Here is a 25,459-nt window from a genome sequence, read left to right as displayed (position 1 = left end):
TTGGTATTCAGTTCTTAAAATAAAAAATACTTGCGCCTGTTTCGCAAGCTCAACGCGTCAGCGTGAATCAAATACCAAGGTTCTTGTTATCCGTTTTTTATTTTTGTTAATCCACCTAGCTTAATTTAATGGCATTGAATGGAAGTAGGTTTATGAAACACACACAAATGCCAATCCATGTAATCGGTTTGGGCGTTAATCAAGTGGCATATTTGGAGGAGGCGGCGCAGGCGGTTTTGGCGAGCTTGTCGGCGCATGATGTGGTCTTAGGTGCTCCGCGTCAGCATGACACCATCACACACTATGCCCATCTGGCTCGTCGTGAAGATCTGCCCAAACTCAGCATGTTGAAAGAGGCCTTTGCCAATTGGCAATCCGAAGGGGCGAAGCAGGTGGTGGTGTTAGCTTCTGGCGATCCGCTGTATTACGGCATTGGCGCTTGGTTGATGCGTACTTTTTCGCTTGAAAATCTACGCTTTTATCCGAATGTTTCCAGTATTCAAGCGGCCTGTCATCGTCTTGGTTTGTCCCTGCAAGAGGTGCAAGCGGTGAGTTTGCACGGTCGTCCATTGGCTTCGTTACGTCGTTATTTGCAGTCGAATAAGACCTTAGTTTTGCTGACGGATCAATATAGTCAACCCCAACACATTGCGCAAGAATGCGTGCAAGCTGGCCTTGATCAAAGTGAGATCACAGTGTGTGAGGCCTTGGGTTATGAACAAGAAAAAGTCCGTAATTTTGTTGCCAAGTCTTTATTAGATACAGAAATAGATTGGGATCCGCTTAATGTGGTTGTGCTGAAAACCAGCCAGCAAGCCTCTTTTTATCCTAGCTCAGTTGGTATCCCGGATACGGCTTTTGTTACGGACAAGGGAGATGGCAAAGGCATGATTACCAAGCGAGAAGTGCGTTTGGCGATTTTGTCTTACATGGACATTCAGCAAGGTGACACGGTTTGGGATATTGGCGCTGGCTGTGGTGGTGTGAGTGTGGAAATGGCCTATTGGCATCCACGCAGCCAGATTATTGCCATTGAACATCATCCAGATAGATTAGCCTGTTTAACCGCCAACCAAGAAGGTTTTGGCGTCATGCAGAATTTATCTATTGTGGCTGGTCGTGCACCAGAGGTGCTGGTGGATTTGCTTGCCGACAGCAAGAAATATAATGGCAAACCCAATAAAGTCTTTATTGGTGGCAGTGATGGTGAATTGGTGGCGTTAATGTCGCAAATGTGGGATTTGTTGCCTGATGATGGTTGTTTGATGGTCTGTGCTGTTACTGAAGAGACAAAATATCAGGTTATGCAATTTGCCCAACAGCGAGATGAAGCGCAAGACGCAGACGAACAAAGCTTACAAGTGTCGATTGGCAAAGGTGAGCGATTGGCAGGGCAGCGTTTATTTCGTCCTAGTCTGCCTGTGACGCTTTATCATTTTAGAAAATATACGGCCTCAACATCGGCTATCAATACAAATCATAAGGAAAACGCACAATGAGTGCCTCGGAAACCTCACAAAAAACAGGCCGATTCATTGGTGTTGGCGTTGGGCCAGGGGATCCAGAATTGATCACCTTAAAAGCCTTACGTTTGATTCAGCGCGCCAGCGTGGTGAGTTACCTTGCCAACGACGAAGGTGGTTCCCAAGCGAAAACCATCGCCAGTGAAGCGTTCGCTGGTGTGACCCATGCGCAAAATGAAATTGCCATTGTCATGCCGATGTCCACAGATCGTTCATTGGCAAATGAAGCTTACGACAATGGCGCAAAAGCCATTGCTGACGAATTATCACAAGGCAAAGACGTGGTTTTCTTGTGCGAAGGTGACCCGTTGTTTTTTGGTTCTTTCGCTTATTTATTGGAGCGTCTAGAAGGCGATTTCCAATGCCAAGTTGTCCCTGGTGTGTCGTCAATTAATGCCGCATCGTCTGCCTTGAATCATCCGTTAACCGTGTTGAAAGAGTCCTTCGCTGTGGTTAGCGGTCGTCATACGGCACAGCAAATTGATACGGCGTTAGAACAGCACGACAGTGTGGTTATCATGAAGGCTGGGCGCGCGCGTCCGCGTATTCTCATGGCACTGCGTAAAACCAATCGTATGCAAGACGCGAAATACCTTGAATACATAGGTCGTGAGAACGAACGCATCGTGCGGGATGTGTCGACCTTGGAAGACAAAGCTGGGCCGTATTTTTCCTTGTTTGTGGTGACCAAAAGTGAGCGAGGTACTCGGTGATTCGTTTTATTGCGTTAACCGCAGCGGGGGAGCGATTGGCCAACAAACTTTTGTCTCAAGGTCTGCAGAATCATTGGCCAGAGGCCGTGGTGGACTACAAACCAAAACCTTTTGCCGAGTTCGTACAGACGGCCTTTCAAAACGGCGATTGGTTGGTATTCATTTGTGCCACAGGGATCGTGATGCGAACTCTTGCTCCTGTGATTCAAGACAAATACCAAGATCCACCAGTTTTGGTATTGGATGAAGAAGGGAAATTTGTCATTCCTTTATTGTCTGGCCATGAAGGTGGTGCGAATGAATGGGGCGCGCAAGTGGCCAAATCTCTTGATGCGCAACTGGTTATGACCACAGCCAAACCTTACCTTAATCCTGTTTACATCTTGGGAATGGGCTGCGAACGCAACTGCCCATTGGAATTCCTTGAAAGTCTGATGCTGGATGCCCTTAATCAAAAAGGCTTAACGCCAAGCGACATCCACTCCTTAAACAGCATCGACATCAAAGCCGATGAGACCAACCTTATCGCCCTCGCAAAAAAGTATGGCTGGGATTTCAACACCTACAGTGCCCAACAACTCGCCCCAATGGAACCTCTTCTAAGTACCAAATCTGACTACACCTTCAAAACCGTCGGTGTTTATGGCGTTGCCGAATCCGCCGCACTGTTAGCCGTTCAAATGGAAACAGGTACAGAGCCAGAGCTTATCTTGAATAAAATCAAAAACGCCAAAGCGACCTGCGCTTTGGCGAGAGGGTTTTGTACTGCGGATAATTAAAGTGTATTTATTTAACCTATGGTCTTTCTGCAAAAGACTGTCATTTATGTGAGTCAGAATGAAAAATCAATGATTCTGTCCCCTCAATCCCTTTGAACCCCTTAGTAAATATCATTAATCTATCTGTTTATCACCATATGACGTTCGTATGGGCATAGAGTTTACTGAGTTGGCATGGCGGAAGATACGTTCATTCATTTCATGGCGTAGTGTATTCTCAGTTGTTATAGGCCACTCTGGCTCGGAACCATCGGGTTTTCCTACGGTGGCTACTTCTTCCTTATCGATGCCTGACTTTGCCACTCCTGAAGCGGTTAGCCCTTGAGCGGCGCGAGCTGCGTGGATCAGCTCATGACCTAGTACTATGGCGTCACTTTGGCTTGGCATTCTGATCCCCATATTCTCCTGTAGTAGATGTTGAGCGAAATCAGTATGGTGACTAATTGTACTCCCTGAACCTTTACCAGGTTGGGCTTTTCCTTCTTTCGATATTTGTAATTCGGCAGCGGCTATATTATCAAAAGTGGCCCACTCTCTAATGCCGGGCTGTCGACCTGAATCTTGTATACTGACATGGTGTTTAGAAGGGCTACCATTCAGAGTGTAGTCTAATGTTTTTAATAACCTTTGTCCTGCTGGCACTTCTGCCAGCTCGGTTAGGTGTTGTCTGACGCCGATAGCAAAATCGGTAAACTCTGCGCCATTTTTATGATTGGTATATTCACCGTCGCGAATGATGCTTAGATTGTTTACTAAAGGGCTCCTTTGTTCGGTGACCTTATTTAACTGAGATTTTTGCAGCTGCAATTCTGCAGGAGTGATCGTATTAGAGTTTGTAGCATGTGCATCGCTGGCACCTACTTTCGTTAGTGTGTCTTGAGATGCATTAGGCAGTTGGGCCGGAAAGGTGCGAGCAGGAGTGACAGATTGTGGAGAGGGGGGAATATCAATGGCAATATGATCCCTTGGTATATCAATAGCAATATGATTTTGTGCAGCGATGCTGTTTGTCATGATGGTGTTTACTCCGACATGAGTGAGTGGGTTGAGTGAGTGGTTGGAATAGCGTTATAGGGTAATAAGCGATTCCCATGCCGTGTTTTTTCAAAGCTTTCAAGTAGAGTTTGGCAATTATGGATAAAATCATTCAGGGCGCTACGGAATTGCATTTCGTGCATATTGTTATTGTAATGTCGTTCATCTAAAACAAAGGTGTATACAAGTTGTTCTGATGTATTATCGTATCCCAGTACGCCTTGTATTGAGGGATCTTTGTAGAGATTAAGAGTCAATGCGCTCAATGCCAATTGGTGACAGGAAGGACTGTCGAGGACCATTAACGGGCAATAAAGATGCACTGTGTTTGCGTTAAAGGAAGACATAAGCAGTATTTGAAGCTGCGAGTTCACGGTTAGGTAGCAAGTACCATCAGCATTAAGTGTTAAGTCTCTATGGTAATGTTGTAACCAGTGCTGGAGTTTTTTGGATAAGTTATTAGTCATATTTAAGTCCAATTTAAGTATCACTCTATAGAGTGGCTTATGTGCTTAATTGGTTCCTATCAATCTAACCTACTCGTTTTCAATATTATTAAAAACTCAGTTGAAAACCTTGGCTGAATTTTTGCTTGTAGTATTGTTTCTTGATCTATCTTTAAGTTTTTAGTAGCTGGGTCTAAACTTCAACGCAATATATCAACCACCATTAAGTGAGGCACAAAGATATGAAAAGCGCTTTATTCCATTTATTGAGATGTACTATGCCTCAGTTGGCATTAATGGCTGCTGTTGCGACGCCTGTTGCAGGTTTTGCTGAGGAAGAAGTGAAATTCTATAACTGGTCTGATTATATTGGTGAGCAGACGATAGATAACTTTGAAGCGAAAACTGGTATTAAAGTTAAGGCTGATGTTTTTGATAGTAATGAAGTGCTAGAGGCGAAATTGTTATCCGGGAACTCTGGGTATGATGTGGTGGTTCCGACCGCGAACTTTATGGGGCGTCAGATTCAAGCTGGTGTCTTTCAGAAGTTAGATAAATCCAAACTTCCTAATTTGAAAAATATTGATCCTGAGTTGCTAGCTTATTTGCAAAATGCCGATCTAGGTAACCAATATGGTGTGCCTTATTTATGGGGCACAACTGGGATTGGCTATAACAAGGCAAAAGTAGAAGAAGTGCTAGGCATCGATGCGCCAGTTGATAGCTGGGACTTGGTTTTTAAGCCTGAGAATATGAAGAAATTACAGCAATGCGGTGTGATGTTTTTGGACTCGGCTGATGAGCTTTATCCACTGGTGTTGAATTATCTTGGTAAAGATCCAAATAGCCGTGATACAAAAGATTATGCGTTAGATAGTGCTGGCGTAAAACTATTGGACTCTGTCCGTCCTTATGTTCGCCAGTTTCATTCTTCTGCTTATGTGAGTGGATTAGCGAATGGTGATGTTTGTGTGGCGATTGGCTGGTCAGGTGATATTTTACAAGCTAAAGATCGTGCCGAAGAAGCGGGTAATGGCGTTGAGATTGCTTACAGCATTCCAAAAGAAGGTACGCAGATTTGGTTTGATATGTTAGTTATTCCTAAAGGCGCGAAGAATGTTGATTCAGCTCTGACATTTATGAATTATTTGATGGAGCCTGAAGTGATTGCGGACATTACTAATTATGTTGCTTACGCTAATCCCAATATGGAAGCAACAGCGCTGCAAGACCAAGAAATATCGAATAATCCTGGTATTTATCCATCAGCAGAGGTGAGAAAGCGTCTTTATACTCAGAAATTACGCGGCCCTAAAATAGACCGCTTAATGACGCGCTTGTGGACAGAAGTGAAAACAGGGCGTTAAGTTATATACTTTCTAAGATGAGAAACTTGGCCGAATCATGAGAGTGATTCGGCCAAGTTTTTTATTGCTTAGACCATAAAGAAGGGTTATTAAATTCTTGGTCTAGGGCATCGCTAAACCAGCGTCCATTTAACACATGTTTAATCATTTGTGTTTTGGCTTGCTCTGGTAGTCGATGGTCATTCTTTATCGCTTCAAGAAGGTTTGATTCATCGTATGACTTTGATGACATTTGTATGAGGGCTTTGTACTTGTTGGCATTTAGGATAAGTAATGATTGACCTTGTTGTTCATGTTCAGGCGACCAGGTTAACCAGTTGACTAGGTCTGGATCATTTGGGTTACCTGTACGAATAAAACGTTTTAAATAAGCTTGAAAGTGTTTGGCTAGATCCCGCGTTCCAGCTTTCTGAAATGTCTCCCCTAAAAGTGCTTGTTGCCAATTTTGATCTAGGAGTGGCATAAAGACACCATGGAATGATCCGATCAATTCCATTTGTGAGTTTTGTGCGACAAAAGGATTGGTTCCGAAGGCAATTTCAGCACCATAAATAGGTGACTGATAATGTTCAAACATCTGTTCTGCTGATTTTTGAACATTAAATAGGCTGTAAAGTTTGCTACCGTAGTTTGAGGTAAATTGGTATTGGTTCAGTAGTATTGGATCCTTGCTTAATGTTCCAGAATGCCATGCTTTAACAAAGTAGGGATCACTTAATGCAAAGAAAGAGAATTCGGTTTGCCCAGATAGCATGATGACTGGGACGCTGTTGTATTGGGTGGTTGCAAAGCCCTCTTTAGGTATGACTACGCCATCCCTATATAAATGTGGGAAGTGGCTCATTCGTATACCAGCGCCTTTCATGAGTGGTGCAAGGCGTTCGGTGGATTGCTTTTGTAGGTAGTTCAGAACATTGTCACCACCTTTTTCTAACCATTTCTTCGCATCCATCAGATTTGGTTTAATCTTGTCCTCTACAATAAGTGGAGCAAACGCTTGGCGGAAAACTTCTTGGCTTGGTACGACGGGGGCTGTTGTCATGCCGCCACTGAAGACAATAGCTTGCTGGAATAGGTCTTTAAATAGGGGAGAGATTAACATTGCCATGACATCTCGCCCGCCGGCGGAAAAGCCAGCTACCGTGATTTGATCGGCGCGCCCTCCAAAATATTTGATGTTCTTTTGTATCCATTGCAGTGCGACGTGTTGATCTAACAGTCCAAAATTACCAGAAGCTTGGATTGGGTCTTTGGTTTTGATGGCTTTGAGTGGATTAAACCCTAATACACCGAGGCGATAGTTCACTTGTACTATGATGGCATCTAATGATTTGGCCAGTGCTCTAGGGTCAAACTCGTGAGCTTCGCCAGTTTGGTTATTGCCGCCATGAATGTAAATCAGAATGGGTAGGTTATTTTTATTATGGTCTGGTCGATAAATGTCTAGGTTTAGGCAATCTTCTTGGCCTTGAAATTTACCCTTTTGCCATTGGGGGCAAATCGCGCCTTTTTGTGTGGCTTGCAAAGTGCTTTGTATAGGATCTGCTGGTTGAGGCGATTGCCAGCGCAACGAGCCAATCGGAGCTTTTGCATAAGGGATGCCTAAAAAATAATCGACGCCTTGGCTATTATTGCCTTCTATCTTAGCTGTGTCCGATAAAGCCACTATAGGATTGGAATAAGCCGTTACAGTAAAAATAATAGCTAGTCCGCTGATTAGCCACTGTTGAATTGAATGTCTGATTCGCATACTCATCTCTCCATTTATTTTTAGAATTTTGTTTGATGATGTCCATTGCTTGTTTACTTACTGCGACAGTAAGTCCGCTTCTCTTCTAGTGCTACACCTCTTTGGCTAGCAGTATTTAAATATTTATTCTCCAATACTTTTTATTTCGAAGCAAAATGACACCTCGACGAGGTAGGCGATAGTTTCGAGGAAGGTTGTCATTTTGCTTTGACCATAGAAGAGTTCGACGACTATTGCTCATAGTTTTTCTTAGCTTTGGTGACTTTCTCTAAGTAATTACGAGATTCGGTTCTAGGGTGGTTGTATCTAAGTTTCTTATACACATTGCTGGTGGATGTTTGGTTTATTTTGTTCATTGCGCGTGTTCGGTCGGTATCAAATGTTTTTAATACATTACCAGTGCCACCGTTGTAAGCGGAAATCATTGAGTATTCTTGGCTTAGTTTATTGGTAACTTTCACTAAATAGCGCGTCTGTAAAATATGTAAGTAAGCGCTGCCGATATCGATGTTATTTTCTGGAGAGAAAAGTACTTCTTTGCTTGGTTCGCCTGATTTCTTTTTCACTAGGTTATAAACATCTCGACCAGCAGTGGCTGGTACCACTTGCATCAAACCATAAGCGTTCGCTGGGCTGACGGCGTAAGGGTTAAAAGAGCTTTCGGTTTCAATAATGCCGTAGATGAGTGCTGGTGATAAGTTGTAGCGCTTGGCGGCGGCGATCACATATTGGCTGTATTTTTCTTGGCGTAGGTGTTCGTGCTGGGCAACAAGGTTGAATTCAACCGCGTAAACTGTGCTGCCGTTAGAACTGGATTTTTTCAGTTTATTTGAGACAAGATAATTAGCGTAACGTTCTGCTCGCCAACGATATTGTACTAGTTTGCCATCGTGATCCATGACTTGCGGATACAAAAAAGGTACGCCTTCGGTATCTGGTGCGTCGCTAGAGAAAATATCGGTTTTGGTTGGATCTGCTGTGGTGAGGAGTGTGGTTGTAACCGCTTGTTTTAGGGTATCAAGTGGCGAGCTGGTGGTGAGTGTTTCGACGCGTACCGTGCCTTTGTCAAAATCGACAATGGTTCTTGCTTGGTAGTCGTTAGTATATTTTACATACTTTTTCTTCTCGGGCAGTTCGCTATTATTTTTGCCCCATTTTTTATTCACTTTTTGATCAAGCTCTGCATATAAGGCTTTAATCGCTTTAATATCTGCCCTTACTTGGTTTCTAGTAACTTTCGCTTGTTTGGCGATGGCTTTTACATCTTCGATACTATCGGCTTCTTTTATCTGTTTTGATAACTGCTTTACCGAATCTGCTGAGTCAAAAGATAACGGAATGGATTCGCAGCCACTTAATGTTAGTAATACAAGGCCAATTGATACAAAGGTGGATTGGCGAACGATATTATTAAACATTCAGTTGTCACTCATATAAATAAAAGATATTGAAGAACGGCAGTTTGCCGTTAAAGCATTTTAAGCTAAATAGTTAGAATTAAAATTATATCAGAATCGTCTCCTTTGGTGGAAAACCAGTAAATACTATTTTCATTACATAATACAAATAAAAAAGCGAACCCGAAGGTTCGCTTTTTATCGCTTAAGTTAAATCCATTTAACTTATTAGGTGACCCGATTATTTGGCTGCGTTGGCTTTACGAGCTTGATGCAGTTTTTTGTAGCTTTCGATCAAGCGCAAATGTGGTTCGATACCTTCAAGCTGCATACTGGTTTTAGTGAGACCATAAAAACGCACATCGCCGGTGACAGAACCAACGACGTTTTCAATAACGTCTTTGCCAAACATACGGCTGAAGTTATGGATAAAGTCGTCCAGCTCTAATTCTTCGTCTAGGGTCACTTCCAGTACACAGTTCATGGCTTGATAGAACAAACTGCGTTTGGCGGTATTGTCGTTAAACTGTAGGAATTCACCGACTAGTTCTAACGCCTCTTCGTGAGCACCAAGGGCCAAATAGATTAGGATTTTCAGTTCCATGATGGTCAGCTGACCCCAGACAGTATTTTCATCAAATACGATACCAATCAAGGTAGGAATGTCTGTGTAGTTATCGAGCTGGCTGTCTTCTAAACGATTTACTAGGTTGGTTAGTTGCTTATCGCTTAAAGAATGTAGGTTCAAGATATCTTCACGATAATCCAGCGCCTTGTTGGTGTTGTCCCACACCAAGTCTTCCACTGGATACACTTCGGAATAATCTGGTACCAAAATACGACAAGCTGATGCGCCTAAATCTGTCAGCTCGGCCACATACACTTCTTTGCCTAGTTCTTCTAAAATACCAAACATGGCGTTGGCTTCTTCTTCATTGGAGCCTGAAAAGTCCCACTCGCAGAAGTCGTAGTCGTTTTTATCGCTGAAGAAGCGCCAAGAAATGACACCGGTTGAGTCAATAAAGTGTTCAACAAAGTTTTCTGGCTCTGTGACGGCCATGCTGTTGAACGTCGGCTTTGGTACATCGTTTAAGCCTTCGAAGCTACGGCCTTGCATTAGCTCGGTCAAGCTGCGTTCTAACGCCACTTCAAGACTTGGATGCGCACCAAAAGAAGCAAATACACCGCCGGTTTTCGGATTCATTAATGTGACGTTCATTACGGGGAATTGACCGCCAAGAGAGGCGTCTTTTACTACGATAGGAAAGCCTTGTTCTTCCAATGCCTTGATGCCAGCAAGGATGCTTGGGTATTTTTCCAAGACTTCCATTGGTACATCTGGCAAGACAATTTCGTTTTCGATGATTTGGCGTTTAACTGCGCGTTCTAGAATTTCCGACAAACATTGCACTTGCGCTTCTTGCTGGTTATTGCCTGCGCTCATGCCGTTACTTAGGAACAAGTTTTCGATCAGGTTCGACGGGAAGTAAACCGTTTCACCATCGGATTTTCGGGTATAAGGAATCGTACAAATGCCGCGTGCTTTATTGCCTGAGTTAGTATCAATCAAGTGCGAGCCAAACAACTCACCGTCTGGGTTATAAATCTCTAGGCAGTAATCATCTAAGATGCCTTCTGGCAGAGAATCGTCCTCGGTTAACGCAAACCATTTTTCATTTGGGTAATGGACAAATTCGCTGTTGGCGATTTCAGTACCAAAGAATTGGTCGTTGTAAAAAAAGTTGTTGTTCAAGCGTTCGATAAACTCACCAAGAGCGGAACACAGCGCGCTTTCTTTGGATGCGCCTTTACCGTTGGTGAAACACATAGGCGACGCTGCGTCACGAATATGCAGTGACCAAACGTTCGGTACTATGTTGCGCCATGAAGAGATCTCAATTTTCATTCCAAGATCCGCTAGCATGGCCGTCATGTTGGCAATGGTTTGCTCTAGTGGTAAGTCTTTACCAAGAATCACGGTACTCGTCGCGCTATCAGGTTGGCCCATCAACATGGCGTTAGCGTCTGCGTCTAGGTTTTCAACGGTTTCAATTTTGAATTCAGGCCCTGTTTGCACCACTTTCTTAACAGTACAGCGGTCAATAGAACGCAAAATGCCTTCGCGGTCTTTGTCAGAAATATCGTCTGGTAATTCGACTTGAATTTGGAAAATCTGGTTGTAGCGATCTTCTGGATCGACAATGTTGTTCTGCGACAAACGGATGTTGTCTGTGGAGATATCGCGAGCCTTGCAGTAGACCTTGACAAAATACGCCGCACACAAAGCAGAAGACGCCAAAAAGTAATCAAATGGACTTGGTGCAGAACCATCGCCTTTGTAGCGGATCGGCTGATCGGTGATAACGGTAAAATCGTCAAACTTGGCTTCAAGTCTCAGATTGTCGAGAAAATTAACTTTGATTTCCATTGAATAGGGTTTCCACTTTTGTATGCGAGTTGCTCTACCAAAACCTTTCATCGGCTGGGGTGAGTCATTAGCCGGAATTATCGGTGATAGAGGGGGGCTGAGTAAAATCAAATCGGTGTTTCTGAAAAACTAAATGCCATAGCGCTGTTTTTTCTCTTTGATTCTTTAGACCTATATCAGTGTTGTTTGAAATTTAAACAGCTATCACGGTGGAAAGGTCTATGATGCTAGAAGAGTGAATACACTGATGGAAGTGATGCAGTATGGAATTTAAAGATTATTATAAGATTCTGGGTGTCGCTGAAAATGCCGATGCTTCCGCAATAAAAGCGAGCTACCGAAAGCTCGCTAGAAAATATCATCCTGATGTCAGCAAAGAAACCAACGCTGAGCAGCAATTCAAAGAGGTAGGCGAAGCCTATACAGTTTTAAAAGACCCAGAAAAGCGCGCTGAGTACGATGTATTGCGTAAGCAAGGCTCTCGTCGAGCAGATGGCGGCTTTCAGCCACCGCCTGATTGGCAATCTGCTCATGCGGGTCAAAGGTCACATAGTCAAAGTAGTAACGCTGATTATAGTGATTTTTTTGATTCTATTTTTGGGGCGAGTGGCGGCGGATTTCGTCACGCGGATGATTTTCAGCGTTCGGCCAATCAGCGAGGCCGCGATATACATCATAAAATCGCTTTGTTTTTGGAAGAAGCACATCTTGGCTGTCAACGACAGTTATCTTTGCGAGTGTCCGAGCCAGATCAAAATGGTTTTATAAGGCCGCGGGATAAAACCCTAAATGTGAAGATTCCTGCTGGTGTTATACAGGGACAACATATTCGTTTGGCCGGACAAGGCGAAGCGGGTGTTGGTGGTGGAAAAGCTGGGGATTTGTTACTTGAGATTGAATTCGCACCGCATCCTTACTTTGCGGTTGATGGAAAGAATATTTTACTAACTTTACCCATTACCTGTTGGGAAGCAGCTTTGGGAACCAGTGTAGAAGCACCAACGCTTAGCGGTAAAGTGAAGTTAAAAATTCCGAAAGGCGCGAGTAGTGGTAATAAACTTCGCATAAAAGGTAAGGGCTTGGTTGGTAAAGCAAGTGAAGTCTCTGGTGATCAGATCGTAACTTTACAAATTAGCTTGCCAAAAGTGCACAGCAGTGAAGCCGAAGCGCTTTATCAGCAATTAGCTGAGTGTGAGTCTGAATTTAACCCACGCCACGTTTTTGAGAGGTAGAAGGTGTCTAAGTCAGAGATAGTAATAATCGAATCTCAACATGAACATATGTTATTCACTCTTGAAGAGATTTGCGAGCGATGTGGTACGCACGTTGACATCATAATCGAAATGATCGAATACGGTATTGTGGAACCGGTCGAACCAATTGAGCAACCAACGGAATCTGTTTGGTACTTTGATAGTCATGCGTTAGTTCGACTGCAGCGAGCACAACGCTTGATGAATGGTTTGGAGTTGAATTTATCTGGTGTGGCATTGAGCCTTGAGCTGATGGATGAAATAGATCTATTGCAAAAGCATATTGACGTATTAAAGAATCAGCTGCCTTCCGATTGATAAGTAGAACCAGATCAAAAATAACGCTATTTTTGATCTGGTTCTACGCTATTGGACTATTTTCTAACGCAAGCTCATCACTTTTTTAGGATATTAAGGGCTATGTTCGATAATAATTAGAAAGGACTAATCAAGTTTGTATCGAGTTTTATTCCGTTCATTTTTTCTTTGAAAAATAGTGCTTTAAAGCTTTCTGTCGCGAATAATGTTTGTGTCCCAAAAAGCTTAGATTTAAAGACCTGTTTGTCTTTTAGATCATTTTTTTCAAAGGCTAACGATTTGAATCCTATAGGATAGCCATCCTCATAAGAACGAATACATTGAGTTTCCTCTTCATCCACAAAAGTAAGGCAATTGTATATATACAGCTGATTGCCATCTGCTAGCAATGGTAGAAACTCTCCAAATGGTTTGAGACTATTTACAAACACATCGTGCGCTACTTGAGTGAAAATAAGATAACTTCCCCAATAGGATATAGCTGGTAAAGTCTTATTCTTCCATTCCTCTGCTATATTGCATTCGACATTACCCCAGCGTGATGCTAGTGGCTCATTCGTTCTTGGCTGGCTTCGTACTAATGTTAAATCTTCATCTCCAAGAATTTCAGCAAATGCAAACATATCAAGATCAATTACCTCAAAACTGTCTTCAGGATACTTTATTCTATAAACGGTCATAGGTATTACTTCTCTAATTTTATGTATTTAAAATATTTGATGGATGAGTACCATTTTTAAGATCTCGTTTTACCTTACTTAGTCGCTTCGTAAATACGCTTTCTGGTAAATTATCGTTTGAGAAAAAGTCAGCAATCCATTGTTCATATTTGTGTGTGTGTAGCGGTCTATGAGATGGGGAATCTGGAGTAGCCCAATCACTAGGTTTATTTTTTGCGAAGTTACGTAGCCAAATACCATTAGTAGGATCGTTAATTCCAATACCGTAAGCATGCAGATTCAATCGACACTGTACCATCAGCATTTTTAGGTGTCGGCCTTTTCCTGGAATAATATGATGAGGCTCGTGAATTGTCGTTGGTTTAGGCTCTCCGACCGCTAAGAGATTCTTTGCTAGTTTTTTGGTTGGATGGTGTGCCTCTTGGGATAGTTCTTTTATTGATTTTTCTCGGTTTTCTGAGCGATATTTCTCTAATTGCTCTTGCTGTCTAGCTTGTATTGCTATTTTTCTGCGCTCTAATTTTAAGTGGTTCCAATCTTGATCTCTTTGTAAAAGCCGTTTAGCTTTGTCTTCAGTTGTTTCATCTAAAGAAACTTCTGCGTTTTTAGTATTGTGGAACTCACGAGCTTTTAATTCATAGTTATAAATTGCCATCTCAAGTGGTGTAGGGTCACTAGGTCTTGTTGGCATTGGGATTTCTGCATATTGTCTTATCATGTTACTTTCCTTGTATCGTTCAGATGCGAAAAATACTAAGTAGCTTTCACTAGGAAGTCAATTTAATGCAAGTTTAGCTAATAACTTTGAATTACCTGCAAGCCTAGTGAAGCATTAACGCAAGCTAATCACTTTCCAGCTACGTTCGTTAGCGGTTTTTTCTAGGATCTGATCTGGGTCCACGGCAATAGGGAAGCGTGCTTTTTCTAACAGTGGCAAATCATTGTGAGAGTCGCTATAAAAATAGGTGTCGTCCATAGTGTGACCGTTTGCTTTGGCCCATTGTTGTGCTCGGATAACTTTGCCTTCACGGAAGGTCGGTGTGCCAACCAGCTTGCCTGTGATGAAGCCTTCTTTGTATTCGATGTCCACACCTAGCGCATGTTTTACGCCAAGATAAGCGGCTATAGGGGCGACTAAGTGTGTGCCCGTTGCGGAGATAATGATGAGTTCGTCGCCTGCTTTTTTGTGCTGTTTGAGCAGGTCGAAGGCTTTAGGCAATGTCATGCCTTTGACGACTTTGTTGATGAACTCGTCGATGAATGCGGCGCGTTGTGTTTCGCCCAAAGTAAATAATGGCGATAAGGTGTAATGCATGTACTCGTCTAACTTGAGCGTACCTGCATCGTAGTCTTCCATGTAGGCTAGGTTGACGGCGAGAAAGTCGTCAGGAGTAGGCAGGGCGCTCGCTACCATGTATTCAGAAAATGCTTGAGCGGTATCGCCAGCGACAAGGGTGTTATCAAGATCGAAAAAGGCCAGTGCCATGGTTGTTCCTTATAGTAAAACAGATAAAAAATTAGCCTAATGCCACAGCAATAAGGCCAATAAAAGTAATGAAAACTCCAACAACTTTAGGAAGCCTGAGTGATTCACCAAGGCCAATGACGGCAAGAAGCACACCCAAAGGAATGCTTAGTTGGCGAAAGGCGACCACATAGCTGACATTAGTTACAAACGCCATACTTAGGATCACTAATGAATAGGTTCCCAACATCAAGGCGCCGGTTAGTAAGCCCACACGCCATTGTTTGATAAACATCTGGCGAAAGGTTAAACGTTGCTTTTGTGTGGACAAAATAAACCAGACCATCCAAATAACTGCGAAAGCACTTTGCAACGCCACATAAACCAGAGACACCTGCCAAGGGCTAGCTAATGGTGTTCCCGAGGCGTCGCTTAAGTCGCGCATTAGTTCTGTTGCATGGCTATCGACAAGGGAATAGCCGGCTGTCGCAAAAGCTGCCAGTAGGGCAAAAGCTGTGGTGCGGTTTTGATAGTTCGCTAGTTTGAAATCTCTAAAGCTTGTTAATGGAATGAATAAACAACCGACAACAATCATGATAATGCCGATGACCGCTTGTGAGGAAATCGTACTTTGTTGGCCTAATAATGTGCTGGAAATCGCGACAATGATTAATGGCGAAGAGCGAGCAATAGGGTAGGCGATAGACATATCGCCAGCTCGATAAGCTTCTGCTAAGCCCCACAAATAGATCGATTGAAAAAAGCCAGTCGCAAGTAACAAAATTAAAATTTTGCTATTAAAAGCCTTAATCAAATCCCACTGCCAGAAAACAAATGGCGAGAAAAATACCGCACCCGCCACCATGGTTAAGAAGAAAAAGCCCAGAGTTGGGCTTGTCTTTTTACCAAAGAAGTTCCATCCAGCGTGCATAAAGGTGGAAATTAAAACCAGCACAATGGCGGTGATTGTCATCGATCAATTGCTCCTAGCGTGTGCGCCAATGCTGTGTATGTTTGAGGACCACATTGCCTAGCAACCAATGAATAAGGCGAGCAACCATGCAAGTCAGCATGATCATCACCGCCATGGCGGCCGCAGGAGCAATATCGCCGGCGTCATCCATATTTAATACCGCGACAGACGCCAAGTTGGTGTCGTAGGAGTATAAAAATACCACAGCAGAAACCGTTGTCATCGCATTCACAAATAAGTAGCTGGCGATGTCTAATACAGCCGGCATACAGACGGGTAAAGACACGCGCCAGAAGGTCAATATCTGTGGAACTTTAAGTGAGGCCGAGACGGATTCAAATTCTGGATCAATCTGCTTTAACGCTGTGGTTGCCGTTAGATGACACACAGTATAAAAGTGGCTGATGGTACAAACGACGAGAATCGCCATGGTGCCATAAATTCCGTTAAGCGGATTGTTTGGCGCATTAAAGAAGAAAATATAGGCTAAGCCTAGTACCAAGCCAGGTACCGCCAATGGCAGAATCGAGAATAAATGGAAAAACCATTTTAACAGCTTAAAACCAGCTAATTTGGCGACCAAATAGGATTGGAAAAAGATAAACCCAGTGCCGATGACAGCTGTATAAATACCCAATTGAATCGAATTCCAATAAGACTCCCAACCGCCGCCATCCATTAGGTCAAAGTTATAGTTCTTCAGTGATAAAGAGAGATTGTAAGGCCAGAAGGTAACCAAAGAGGCGTAAACGGCCATAGCAATCACGCCCAAAATAATTGTGGAAACCATTAGCATTAAAGCGAAAAAAGCCTTGTCAATAATGCTACGAGTAGGTGGTGTCCAAGGCACGGCTTTCGATGTTAATAACGCAGACTGACGACGTTGTAACCAACGGTCTGTTATGAAGGTCAAAATAGCTGGCAATAAAAGAATCACACTGACAGCCGCACCCATTTCAAAATTCTGTTGACCGATGACTTGTTTGTAAATGTCTGTCGCGAGCACATTAAACTGCCCACCGATAACTTTTGGTACGCCAAAATCTGTGATCACTAATGTAAACACCACAAAGGCGACGCTGATAATGCCATATTTAGCCGCAGGTAAAGTCACCGTGAAAAAGGTGCGCATAGGCGATGCGCCGAGCGCTTCGGCGGATTCATACAATCGTGCATCTGTATTTGCTAGTGCGGTTAGCATGATCATTAAGGCGTGAGGGAAAGTCCAGAAACATGAGCCGATAACTATACCAATTGGGCCGTAAATGCTTTCGCCCATTAAGACTTCTTTCAAAATACCTTGATTGCCAAATAGATACACCAAGCTGATAGCTGGCAACAAAGATGGCGCCAAAATCGGTAAGACCAAGACAATGCGAAAAAAGCCTTTTAATGGAATGCGAGTGCGACTGATGGCGTAAGCGGTTAAAAACGCTAAGCTGGTGACGATCACCATAGACAACAGGGCAATGAATAAAGAGTTGCTGACTGAGCTATACAAACTTGGTGTATCGATAAATTTTGCGAAGTTGGCTAAGCCAATAAACTCTCCCTCTCTATTTTCCACGCTTTTTGATAGCAAAGAATACAGAGGTAAGACTACGCAAATAAACAGAGCTAGTACGCCAATGATTAAAATGCCACCCAATGACCATTCATCTAGGCTGCGGCGTTGATGCTGATGAGAAAAGTATTTTTTAGAAGAGTACCAAGGTTGCTCTTTCGCTATGGTGCTAGATTGTTGTGTTACTGAATGCATTATGCAGCGCCTCCAAAAATATGCAGACGATCATGGGGGAACTGACACACGATATTTTGCCCAAGGACTAAATTGAGGCGAGACATTTCGTTCATGGAAATATCGGCAATAATTGGACGTTCATGGTCCTCTAACTTCAATGAGGAACGAACCCTAGAGCCCAAAAATTCTAAGTTTAGTACTCGAGCATTAAGGATATTGCCTGCTGAATTATCAGCTTGAAAGCGCACATCTTCTGGGCGAATCGCTAGTTGCGCGGCCTGACCAATAGGTAATGTTGATGAAGAATCGCAATGCAGTGTTAAGTTGCCAGACTGCATCTGACCTACGCCGCTAACTTTAGCGCTTAAGAAATTCATTTCGCCAACAAACTCGGCCACGAAAGGTGATATTGGATTGGCATAAATCTCTTGCGGTGTGCCGATTTGTTCGATCACACCTTGGTTCATCACGACGATTTGATCCGCCATGGTTAAGGCTTCTTCTTGGTCGTGAGTTACCATGATGGTGGTCACGCCAAGCTTTTCTTGAAGCTGTTTGATTTCTTGGCGCAAGTGGGCGCGAACCCGTGCATCCAGTGCAGATAATGGCTCATCGAGTAATAATAAACCGGGTGACGTTGCTAGAGCGCGAGCTAAGGCGACACGTTGCTGCTGTCCACCTGATAGTTGCGCTGGATACTTGCCTTCGCTACCAGACAGGCCAACGGTTGCCAATAATTCTGTTACACGAGCGCGTCGTTCGTTGGTAGATACTTTTTGGGATACCAAGCCATAAGCAATATTGTCAGCGACGCTTAAATTCGGAAACAGAGCATAAGATTGAAAGACAATACCAAAGTCTCGGTGGTTGACTGGAGCGTGAGTGATGTCGCGTCCAGCTTGAAAAATACGTCCTGACGTCGGTGTATCCAATCCCGCCACTATGCGTAATAAGCTGGTTTTACCACAGCCAGAAGGCCCAAGAAAACAGACAAATTCTCCTTCGGCAATGTTCAATGACACGTTTTTTAACGCTTGGTGTGTGCCAAACATTTGATCAATATTATGCAATTCCAAGTAGGTTTGGTTGGACATGATAGGTCCTCTTTCAGTCGTGAGCGTTTAATTAATCAAGATGGATGCTTGCTCTGAAATAAAACAATTGAACCGCGATGTTCGCGCGGTTCAATTGACGATGATCGCAGGGGAAAAGAGATTCTTACGATCATAATTTTCTTATTTCGGTTCGCTTTTGCTGTCGTAGCGAGTTTGCCATTGGGTCAGAATCGCATCGCGGTTTTTGGCAGACCATTCAAAGTCGTTATCGATCATCAAAGACTCTGCATCCTCTGGGAAGTAATCAATAGGCTTAGCAATGCCTGGCATGGCAACAACAGCATAGCCTTCGCTGTACATTTCATTGGCCTTTTTAGAAATCGTCCAATCGACAAGTTTTCTTGCTGCTTCGAGCTTTTTAGTACCTTTGATAATAGAGGTTGCTTCCATGTCCCAGCCTAGGCCTTCTGTTGGAAAGACTATGTCCAACGGCGCACCTTGTTTTTTCGATTTTGCGGCACGAAAGGCAAAAGAAATACCGATTGGAATTTCACCAGATGCCGCTAATTTACAAGGTTTAGAGCCGGAGTGGGTATAGCGACTAACATTGCTGTGTAATGCATCCATGTAATCCCAGCCTTTGTCCTCTCCGAACATTTGCAACCAGCTGCTTACGTCAAGGAAACCTGTGCCAGATGAGTTAGGGTTAGGCATGATGATGTGATCTTTGTAAACAGGCTTAGTCAGATCTTGCCAAGATGCTGGTTTAGGTAGACCTAATTTTTCTGCTTCTACTGTGTTGAAGCAGATTGCCGCCATCCAAGCATCCATTCCGACCCAAACGGGTTCTTTGTAGAGATCTTTGAATTTAGGCGAGATTTTGTCGTAACCGTTTGGCTTATAAACGTCGAGTATGCCGTCGTTTTTCAATAGCATTAGGCTGGTGGCCGCAAGTCCCCAAACTACATCAGCTTGAGGGTTGTCTTTCTCTGCCAACAATTTAGCCGTGATGATGCCAGTAGAATCGCGCACCCAGTTGATTTTGATGTCTGGGTTGTCTTCGTTAAAGCGTGCCGCGTATTTTTTAAGATCTTCTGCTTCAATAGCGGTGTAGACCGTTAATTCGGTTTTCGCTGCATGTGCAGAAATGGAAACCAATGCGATACCAGCCGTGGCGGCAAGACGTTTAAAAAGGGCTCTCTGTGTCATCTTCACTTCTCCATCGTTTGTATTGAATGAGAGGTGATGAATATTTTGGTGAGCAGAGACATGACCCTTTGCACCAAAAAAGCATCAACTCGTTAATCTGGTCTATACCAGATTTGTTAATGCAAAATAGCAGCCAAAAATGTCATTTATATGACAAGGAGGAAATTAAGAGAGAGAAAAGTTGGCAGATTTATCAGATAAACTGGTGTTTTTTTTTTGTCGATAGGAAAAGCAAAAGCTGAGTGAAAAGTGCTTAATCACGAATAGATATATTAATAGTGACAGCATCATGTCGCCAAAATTCGTAATCTATTTCAAGTACTTGCTTGTTATTCTCATCGTTGGTTAGGTAATTTATTCGCTCGATATGAAGGCCAGGTTGGCCAGCTGAAATCTCCAAATCGTTTGCCGCGTGAGCAGGAAGAGAGGTGGACTTAAAAAATAAATCCATATTGTGATATTCAAGCTGATATTTATTTTTCAATAGCTGACTTAATGATTGAGTTAGGTCTTCGTTTTCAATGCCAGGTAATAGTGCAATATTAATGTACATTTTCTCGATCAATACTGGGCGTTGATCAATATAACGTCGGCGATGCAAGAACAGCACTGGCGTTTTTTCTGGAATTCCCATCAGAGTGGCAATATGGGCGTTTGCTGGTTCTAATTGTTGAGCCAGTTTTTGTGTAGATGGCTGACAGCCTTGCTCAGATACATACAAGTTGAAACTAAGGTAACTGGCTGGGTCGTATACCACAGCAGGAGGCGTGACAAACCAGCCACGCCTATTTTGTCGATAGATGAGGCCTTCAGCCTCTAGGTTTTGCAGTGCTTGTCGTACCGTGATGCGAGTTAGTTTAAATTGCTCGCCTATCTCTCTTTCAGAAGGGAGCTTTGAACCTGCTAGTAAGGCTTTATTTGCAATCAATTCACTAAAGTAACGTTGTATTTGTTGATAATGGCTGCTGGACATGGAGTGCCTGAAAATAAAGAGAGTGAAAAATTTATCTCAATATACTCTTTTTTGTTTTTGACTCAAAAATCAAAAATGAATTTCAGTACTTTTTGAATTAATGAGCTAACCAATTGAGTTAAAACTGAGCAGTATGATGGAAAAGTGTTCAATTTTGATGCGTTAAACTTTTTTGATTATGCATGTAAAGTGCAAGCAGAGGCATGTTATCATGCCTAAAATACGCAGTTTACTTTTTACCTAATGACAGGTTTACACGCTATTTTACCTAATGACAGGTTTACACGCTATTTTACCTAATGACAGGTTTACACGCTATGCTAAGAGGTTTCAATACTTTTAGAAAACGCATTACTCTCTTGTCTGGAGGCTTACTGCTCTCCCTAAGCTTGGTGCTTGTTACCTCTTTTTATCAACTGGCTTCTACTCGTCTATCCGAGGCCAGTGGTGAGTCTTTAGTAAATATTAGTCAATCTATTTCTAATATATTGTCAGCAAATCTTATGGAACGTGAGCGTGAGATTCTTCTGCTAAGTAAGCGCTCTTCTTTGTATGCTAACCAAGACTTAAGCGAATTACAGCACGACATAGATCAAATTAAGAACTCATATAAGAATTATGCTTGGATCGGCTTTGCTAATCTTGATGGCTTGGTGCTAGCGTCAAGCAATGGTGTTTTGAAGGGGGCTGATGTCAGTCAGCGTCCTTGGTTTATTCATGGTCGTACAGGTCCTTTTGTTGGTGATGTACATAAGGCTTTATTGCTCGAAAAATTACTTCCTAAACCGAAAGATGGCGCACCAATTCGCTTTGTCGATTTTGCGGCTCCAGTAATAGGGGAAAATGGTGCGCTTAAAGGTGTGGTAGCGACGCATGCTGACTGGAGCTGGGTTCGAGAGGTTTTATTGTCTTCATTGGCTGAAGCGTCAAGGCAGAAAGGTATCGACATCTTTATTATTGATAAAGAGCACAATATTTTATATCCAGATAATCATCTTAGTGATTTTAGGGTACCAGAAGTATTACCAAGTAATGGCCAATTTAAAACATTGATGTGGCAAGATGATAAGGAGTATCTGACCAGTTTAGTATCTGTGCGATCTCCTGAGTCAACAAACCTAGGGTGGAAAATTGTGGTGCGTCAGCCATTGTCTATTGCTATGTCTGTCGTTAATGAAGTTCATAAGTTGTTGCTTTTTTTAGGTGTGTTTTCAACCTTACTTTGTATGCTGCTGGCTTATCAATTTGCTGGCACATTAAGTCGTCCGATAGAGCGTCTGGCTCAAACTGCAAAAAGCATTCAACAAGGTAATCGTCATCTTACTTTCCAAGATGATAGTCAGTTAAATGAAATTACTAGTTTAAGTCGCTCTTTACAGGAAATGATGTCTTCATTATTGGATAGAGAGCAATCTTTATTAAAAATGAACCTGACTCTAGAAGAAAAAGTACGCACCAGAACCGCTGAGTTGGAGGCGATTGTTAGGCAAGATTCGCTTACTAATAGCTTCAATCGCTTGGCTTTAGATGAGGCGTTATTAAAACAGTTTGCCTCTGCTCAAGCATCCGATAGTACGTTTTCTATCATCATGGTAGATGCAGATCACTTTAAAAAAGTGAATGATCAATATGGACATACTGTGGGTGATACTGTGCTTAAGAAAACGGCCAAATTACTTGCTAATAGAGTTGCAGATAAAGGCATGGTTGCACGGTTTGGTGGTGAAGAGTTTACTATCTTATTGCCAACAATATCTGCTCAGGAAGCCCTGAATATTGCCGAAGTCCTGCGCCAAGAACTTGAAACGGAAGAAATGAGTGCTGGATTGTATATTACTGCGAGCTTTGGCGTGGCTATGTATAACGTAGAAGATCGTCATCATGAGCAGGTACTTAATCGCGCGGATTCAGCCCTTTATAAAGCGAAAGAGCAAGGTCGAAATAGAGTCATTGTTAACGACTAGTGTGTTAGAGGTTCTTGATATGCCGCGCACTAATGTTGGGCATAGAAATGTGTGAGATATTTATATATTCGCTACTTTTTTGCTGTTAAGCCTGCTCTTTCTGGTTTTTCGTTATATTCCCTTTTGGTGCAATAAATCCCTCAATTTATCCATTTCTGTGCAATTTAATTTAATTTAAATATAGTTTTAAATTAAATTGCGTCTCCTTAAAAAAACTGTAATATGCATGTTTCTGACCATTTGGTCACATTTTATTCACATTAATCACACAGTATTGATTGAGGGGAAACTGATGCGTAAAGCACTTTTGGGTCTTTCTACTTTGGTTCTTGCTAGCACAGGGTTTGCTGCAGATTATTCCGATGACATTCATAAAAACGATTATTCTTGGCGTCAGTTCAATATGATGTATACCTTTGATGAGCTTCCTGGCGAGTCGAGTCATGATTACCTTGAGCTAGAATTTGGCGGCCGTTCTGGCATCGTTGATCTATATGGATACCTTGATGTATTCAATGTGACATCTACCGACGCCAATGATAAATCTGATAGCGATAAGATGTTTCTTAAGTTAGCACCGCGTTTCTCATTAGATGGTATGACAGGTAAAGATCTGTCATTTGGTGCGGTGCAAGAGCTTTATGTATCGACTCTATTTAGCTTAGATGGCGGTCAAAACGGTACTAACAATTCCTTTATTGGTTTGGGTGCAGACGTCGATATGCCTTGGTTGGGTAAAGTCGGTATGAACCTGTATGCTTTGTACGATCAGAGTTTTGGCAACAGAAATGGTTGGAATGGCTATCAGTTTTCCGCAAACTGGTTTAAACCTATTATGAATTTTGAAAATGGTTCATTCTTAGCGTATCAAGGCTATGTAGATTATCAGTTTGGTATGGACAGTGATTATGTGACATCTACTGATGGTGGCGCGACGTTCCAAGGTTTGTATTGGCACTCTAAGCGTTATGCATTGGGCTACGGTCTGAAAATATTCAAAGATGTTTATGGTATTGATGATACTCCAGGATTCAAATCTTCAGGGTTCTCTCACTACATCTCGGCGACTTATAAGTTCTAAAATTTATAGGCCCTAAAAAGCAAGCGTTTCCCTTTTAAAAGCCAGCGATCAGTTTTGATCGTTGGCTTTTGCTTTTCTAGATTTATTTTGATTGTTTTTTGATCTTTTTTATATCGTGTTTTTACTATGAAACGATAGCGTTTCATCTATTAAATTCTAATAAATACTTACAAAATTGCATTTAAAATCTTTTAACTTGCTCATAAATGCCTTTTCTTGTCACAAATTCGTCACTTATGATTTCTATACTTCGCAGCATCTTATGGTTGTAGAAGAGGGTAATCATGAACATCAAAGATGTAGCAGCATTAGCGGGAGTTTCACCTGCGACTGTCTCTCGATGCTTAAACAATACTGGCCCGTTAAATAAAGTAACGCGTGCTCGTATTGAAAAAGTAGTGGGGTTGACCGGCTACGATGTTAATCAGACCTCTAAGCAGGTGGATTGGAATCACAATCCTACAATCGGGGTAATGATTCCAAGCTTACTTAATCCAGTATTTTCTGAAATTGTGTCGGGGATACAGAAGCGAGCTCGCCATTTCGGCTATTCCGTTATTGTTGTTGATACCCAATATGAACGTAGTCTTGAAAAGCAGGCGATTATCGACTTGATTCGCCAGCGTGTTGCAGGCGTGATTTTGACCACCACCTCGGTAGAAGATAACGAAGCGTTGTCTTTATTACGTGAGTTCAACTTTCCTTTTTGTCTCGTCCATAACCAATCGTCAGATGAGCCTTGTGTGTATGTCGATAACTATCAAGCAGGCAGCGAAGTCGCAGAACAATTCTTGGCGCTCGGACACAAGCGAATTGGCATGGTGGCAGGGTGTTTTCAATCTTCTGATAGAGCCAAACAGCGATATTTGGGCTTTACCGAGCGTTTGAAAAAAGATTTATCTTTATCTTCTGTGCAGTTAATAGAAGTCGATCAATACGCCTTAACACCATTTGATCAAACCCAATCGTCTTTTTTTGATTCCTCAAGCGCCCCAACCGCCTGGTTTTGCAGCAATGATTTGTTGGCTTTGAAGCTAGTAAATCACCTCAAGACAAAAGGCGTTCTTGTGCCAGAAACCGTCTCAGTCGTTGGTTTTGATGGTATGGCTTTGGGGCAAATTCTGTATCCGCCATTGGCCACGATTCAGGTGCCGCATCATGACATGGGGATATGTGCAGTGGATTTGTTATTTAACGCTAAGCATAAATCAGCGTTGTCTTTAGCAAGAAAGTTAGATTACCAAACCCACTTTGTGGGAACCGTGGCTGAATGTCAGCCGTCCGTAATGCGAAGCGTTATTTAAATAGC

Annotated in this window: 22 protein-coding genes; 9 read left to right on the top strand and 13 right to left on the bottom strand. The window is 42.6% G+C overall.

Annotated features, from left to right (window positions below; genetic code table 11):
- Positions 1-152 precede the first annotated feature (152 nt).
- Genes cbiE through CYL31_RS15605 form a run of 3 tightly spaced genes read left to right on the top strand, consistent with a single transcriptional unit; the run spans position 153 to position 3,015 of the window.
- Positions 153-1,499: a precorrin-6y C5,15-methyltransferase (decarboxylating) subunit CbiE gene (cbiE, locus tag CYL31_RS15615; protein ID WP_249411605.1), complete on the top strand. Its 1,347-nt coding sequence runs from the start codon at positions 153-155 to the stop codon at positions 1,497-1,499.
- Positions 1,496-2,236, top strand: a complete 741-nt coding sequence (gene cobI, locus CYL31_RS15610; RefSeq protein WP_212916105.1) for a precorrin-2 C(20)-methyltransferase — start codon at positions 1,496-1,498, stop codon at positions 2,234-2,236. The genes cbiE and cobI overlap by 4 nt, the downstream gene beginning before the upstream one ends.
- The gene (locus CYL31_RS15605; protein ID WP_212916104.1) at positions 2,233-3,015 is read left to right on the top strand and encodes a cobalt-precorrin 5A hydrolase; all 783 of its coding nucleotides are present in this window, start codon (positions 2,233-2,235) and stop codon (positions 3,013-3,015) included. The genes cobI and CYL31_RS15605 overlap by 4 nt, the downstream gene beginning before the upstream one ends.
- Before the next feature lie 114 nt (positions 3,016-3,129).
- Here the strand turns inward: CYL31_RS15605 and CYL31_RS15600 are convergent, their stop codons facing one another.
- Complete coding sequence (locus CYL31_RS15600) at positions 3,130-4,029, bottom strand: M91 family zinc metallopeptidase (RefSeq protein ID WP_212916103.1); 900 nt, start codon at positions 4,027-4,029, stop codon at positions 3,130-3,132.
- A gap of 8 nt (positions 4,030-4,037) precedes the next feature.
- Positions 4,038-4,517: a CesT family type III secretion system chaperone gene (locus CYL31_RS15595; protein WP_212916102.1), complete on the bottom strand. Its 480-nt coding sequence runs from the start codon at positions 4,515-4,517 to the stop codon at positions 4,038-4,040.
- A gap of 257 nt (positions 4,518-4,774) precedes the next feature.
- On the opposite strand from CYL31_RS15595, the gene CYL31_RS15590 reads away from it, so the two are divergent.
- Entirely contained in the window at positions 4,775-5,863 is a 1,089-nt protein-coding gene (locus tag CYL31_RS15590; RefSeq protein ID WP_212916101.1) for an extracellular solute-binding protein, read from the top strand.
- Between the two features lie 61 nt (positions 5,864-5,924).
- Here CYL31_RS15590 and CYL31_RS15585 read toward each other — a convergent pair whose 3' ends face one another.
- From CYL31_RS15585 to CYL31_RS15575, 3 genes are all read right to left on the bottom strand, one after another.
- Complete coding sequence (locus CYL31_RS15585) at positions 5,925-7,613, bottom strand: carboxylesterase family protein (protein ID WP_212916100.1); 1,689 nt, start codon at positions 7,611-7,613, stop codon at positions 5,925-5,927.
- Between the two features lie 230 nt (positions 7,614-7,843).
- Entirely contained in the window at positions 7,844-9,031 is a 1,188-nt protein-coding gene (locus CYL31_RS15580; RefSeq protein WP_212916099.1) for a murein transglycosylase domain-containing protein, read from the bottom strand.
- A 220-nt stretch (positions 9,032-9,251) separates the two neighbouring features.
- Entirely contained in the window at positions 9,252-11,438 is a 2,187-nt protein-coding gene (locus tag CYL31_RS15575) for an OsmC domain/YcaO domain-containing protein (protein ID WP_212916098.1), read from the bottom strand.
- 263 nt (positions 11,439-11,701) lie between these two features.
- Between CYL31_RS15575 and CYL31_RS15570 the strand changes: the two genes are divergently transcribed.
- Positions 11,702-12,670, top strand: a complete 969-nt coding sequence (locus CYL31_RS15570; protein ID WP_212916097.1) for a DnaJ C-terminal domain-containing protein — start codon at positions 11,702-11,704, stop codon at positions 12,668-12,670.
- A 3-nt stretch (positions 12,671-12,673) separates the two neighbouring features.
- Positions 12,674-13,009: a chaperone modulator CbpM gene (locus CYL31_RS15565; protein WP_212916096.1), complete on the top strand. Its 336-nt coding sequence runs from the start codon at positions 12,674-12,676 to the stop codon at positions 13,007-13,009.
- Between the two features lie 116 nt (positions 13,010-13,125).
- Here CYL31_RS15565 and CYL31_RS15560 read toward each other — a convergent pair whose 3' ends face one another.
- From CYL31_RS15560 to CYL31_RS15525, 8 genes are all read right to left on the bottom strand, one after another.
- Positions 13,126-13,689 carry a hypothetical protein gene (locus tag CYL31_RS15560; protein ID WP_212916095.1) on the bottom strand — a complete coding sequence of 188 codons (564 nt, stop codon included), beginning with the start codon at positions 13,687-13,689 and terminating at the stop codon, positions 13,126-13,128.
- A gap of 19 nt (positions 13,690-13,708) precedes the next feature.
- On the bottom strand, positions 13,709-14,407 hold the full coding sequence (locus CYL31_RS15555) for an AHH domain-containing protein (RefSeq protein WP_212916094.1): 699 nt from the start codon (positions 14,405-14,407) through the stop codon (positions 13,709-13,711).
- Positions 14,408-14,521: 114 nt separating this feature from the next.
- The gene (locus tag CYL31_RS15550; protein WP_212916093.1) at positions 14,522-15,175 is read right to left on the bottom strand and encodes an HAD family hydrolase; all 654 of its coding nucleotides are present in this window, start codon (positions 15,173-15,175) and stop codon (positions 14,522-14,524) included.
- A 31-nt stretch (positions 15,176-15,206) separates the two neighbouring features.
- The gene (locus CYL31_RS15545; protein ID WP_212916092.1) at positions 15,207-16,127 is read right to left on the bottom strand and encodes an EamA family transporter; all 921 of its coding nucleotides are present in this window, start codon (positions 16,125-16,127) and stop codon (positions 15,207-15,209) included.
- A gap of 13 nt (positions 16,128-16,140) precedes the next feature.
- Complete coding sequence (locus CYL31_RS15540) at positions 16,141-17,886, bottom strand: putative 2-aminoethylphosphonate ABC transporter permease subunit (protein ID WP_212916091.1); 1,746 nt, start codon at positions 17,884-17,886, stop codon at positions 16,141-16,143.
- A complete protein-coding gene (locus CYL31_RS15535) occupies positions 17,886-18,962 on the bottom strand; it encodes a putative 2-aminoethylphosphonate ABC transporter ATP-binding protein (protein ID WP_212916090.1) in 1,077 nt (358 codons plus the stop codon). The genes CYL31_RS15540 and CYL31_RS15535 overlap by 1 nt, the downstream gene beginning before the upstream one ends.
- A 141-nt stretch (positions 18,963-19,103) precedes the next feature.
- The gene (locus tag CYL31_RS15530; RefSeq protein ID WP_212916089.1) at positions 19,104-20,132 is read right to left on the bottom strand and encodes a putative 2-aminoethylphosphonate ABC transporter substrate-binding protein; all 1,029 of its coding nucleotides are present in this window, start codon (positions 20,130-20,132) and stop codon (positions 19,104-19,106) included.
- Positions 20,133-20,385: 253 nt separating this feature from the next.
- Positions 20,386-21,105 (bottom strand): UTRA domain-containing protein, encoded by a 720-nt coding sequence (locus CYL31_RS15525; protein WP_212916088.1) that lies wholly within the window; start codon positions 21,103-21,105, stop codon positions 20,386-20,388.
- 317 nt (positions 21,106-21,422) lie between these two features.
- Here CYL31_RS15525 and CYL31_RS15520 point away from each other — a divergent pair, with 317 nt between their 5' ends.
- The 3 genes from CYL31_RS15520 to CYL31_RS15510 all read left to right on the top strand — a co-directional run bounded on the left by CYL31_RS15520 (position 21,423) and on the right by CYL31_RS15510 (position 25,454).
- Positions 21,423-23,069 (top strand): GGDEF domain-containing protein, encoded by a 1,647-nt coding sequence (locus tag CYL31_RS15520; RefSeq protein WP_212916087.1) that lies wholly within the window; start codon positions 21,423-21,425, stop codon positions 23,067-23,069.
- Positions 23,070-23,361: 292 nt separating this feature from the next.
- Positions 23,362-24,150 carry a nucleoside-specific channel-forming Tsx family protein gene (locus CYL31_RS15515; protein WP_249411604.1) on the top strand — a complete coding sequence of 263 codons (789 nt, stop codon included), beginning with the start codon at positions 23,362-23,364 and terminating at the stop codon, positions 24,148-24,150.
- 284 nt (positions 24,151-24,434) lie between these two features.
- A complete protein-coding gene (locus CYL31_RS15510; protein ID WP_212916085.1) occupies positions 24,435-25,454 on the top strand; it encodes a substrate-binding domain-containing protein in 1,020 nt (339 codons plus the stop codon).
- Positions 25,455-25,459 lie beyond the last annotated feature (5 nt).

The sequence above is a fragment of the Marinomonas sp. A3A genome (genome assembly GCF_018336955.1).
Taxonomy (GTDB): Bacteria; Pseudomonadota; Gammaproteobacteria; order Pseudomonadales; family Marinomonadaceae; genus Marinomonas; species Marinomonas lutimaris.
The sequence above is the reverse complement of the archived record's forward strand: the minus strand, read 5'-3'. Positions and strand labels throughout refer to the sequence as shown.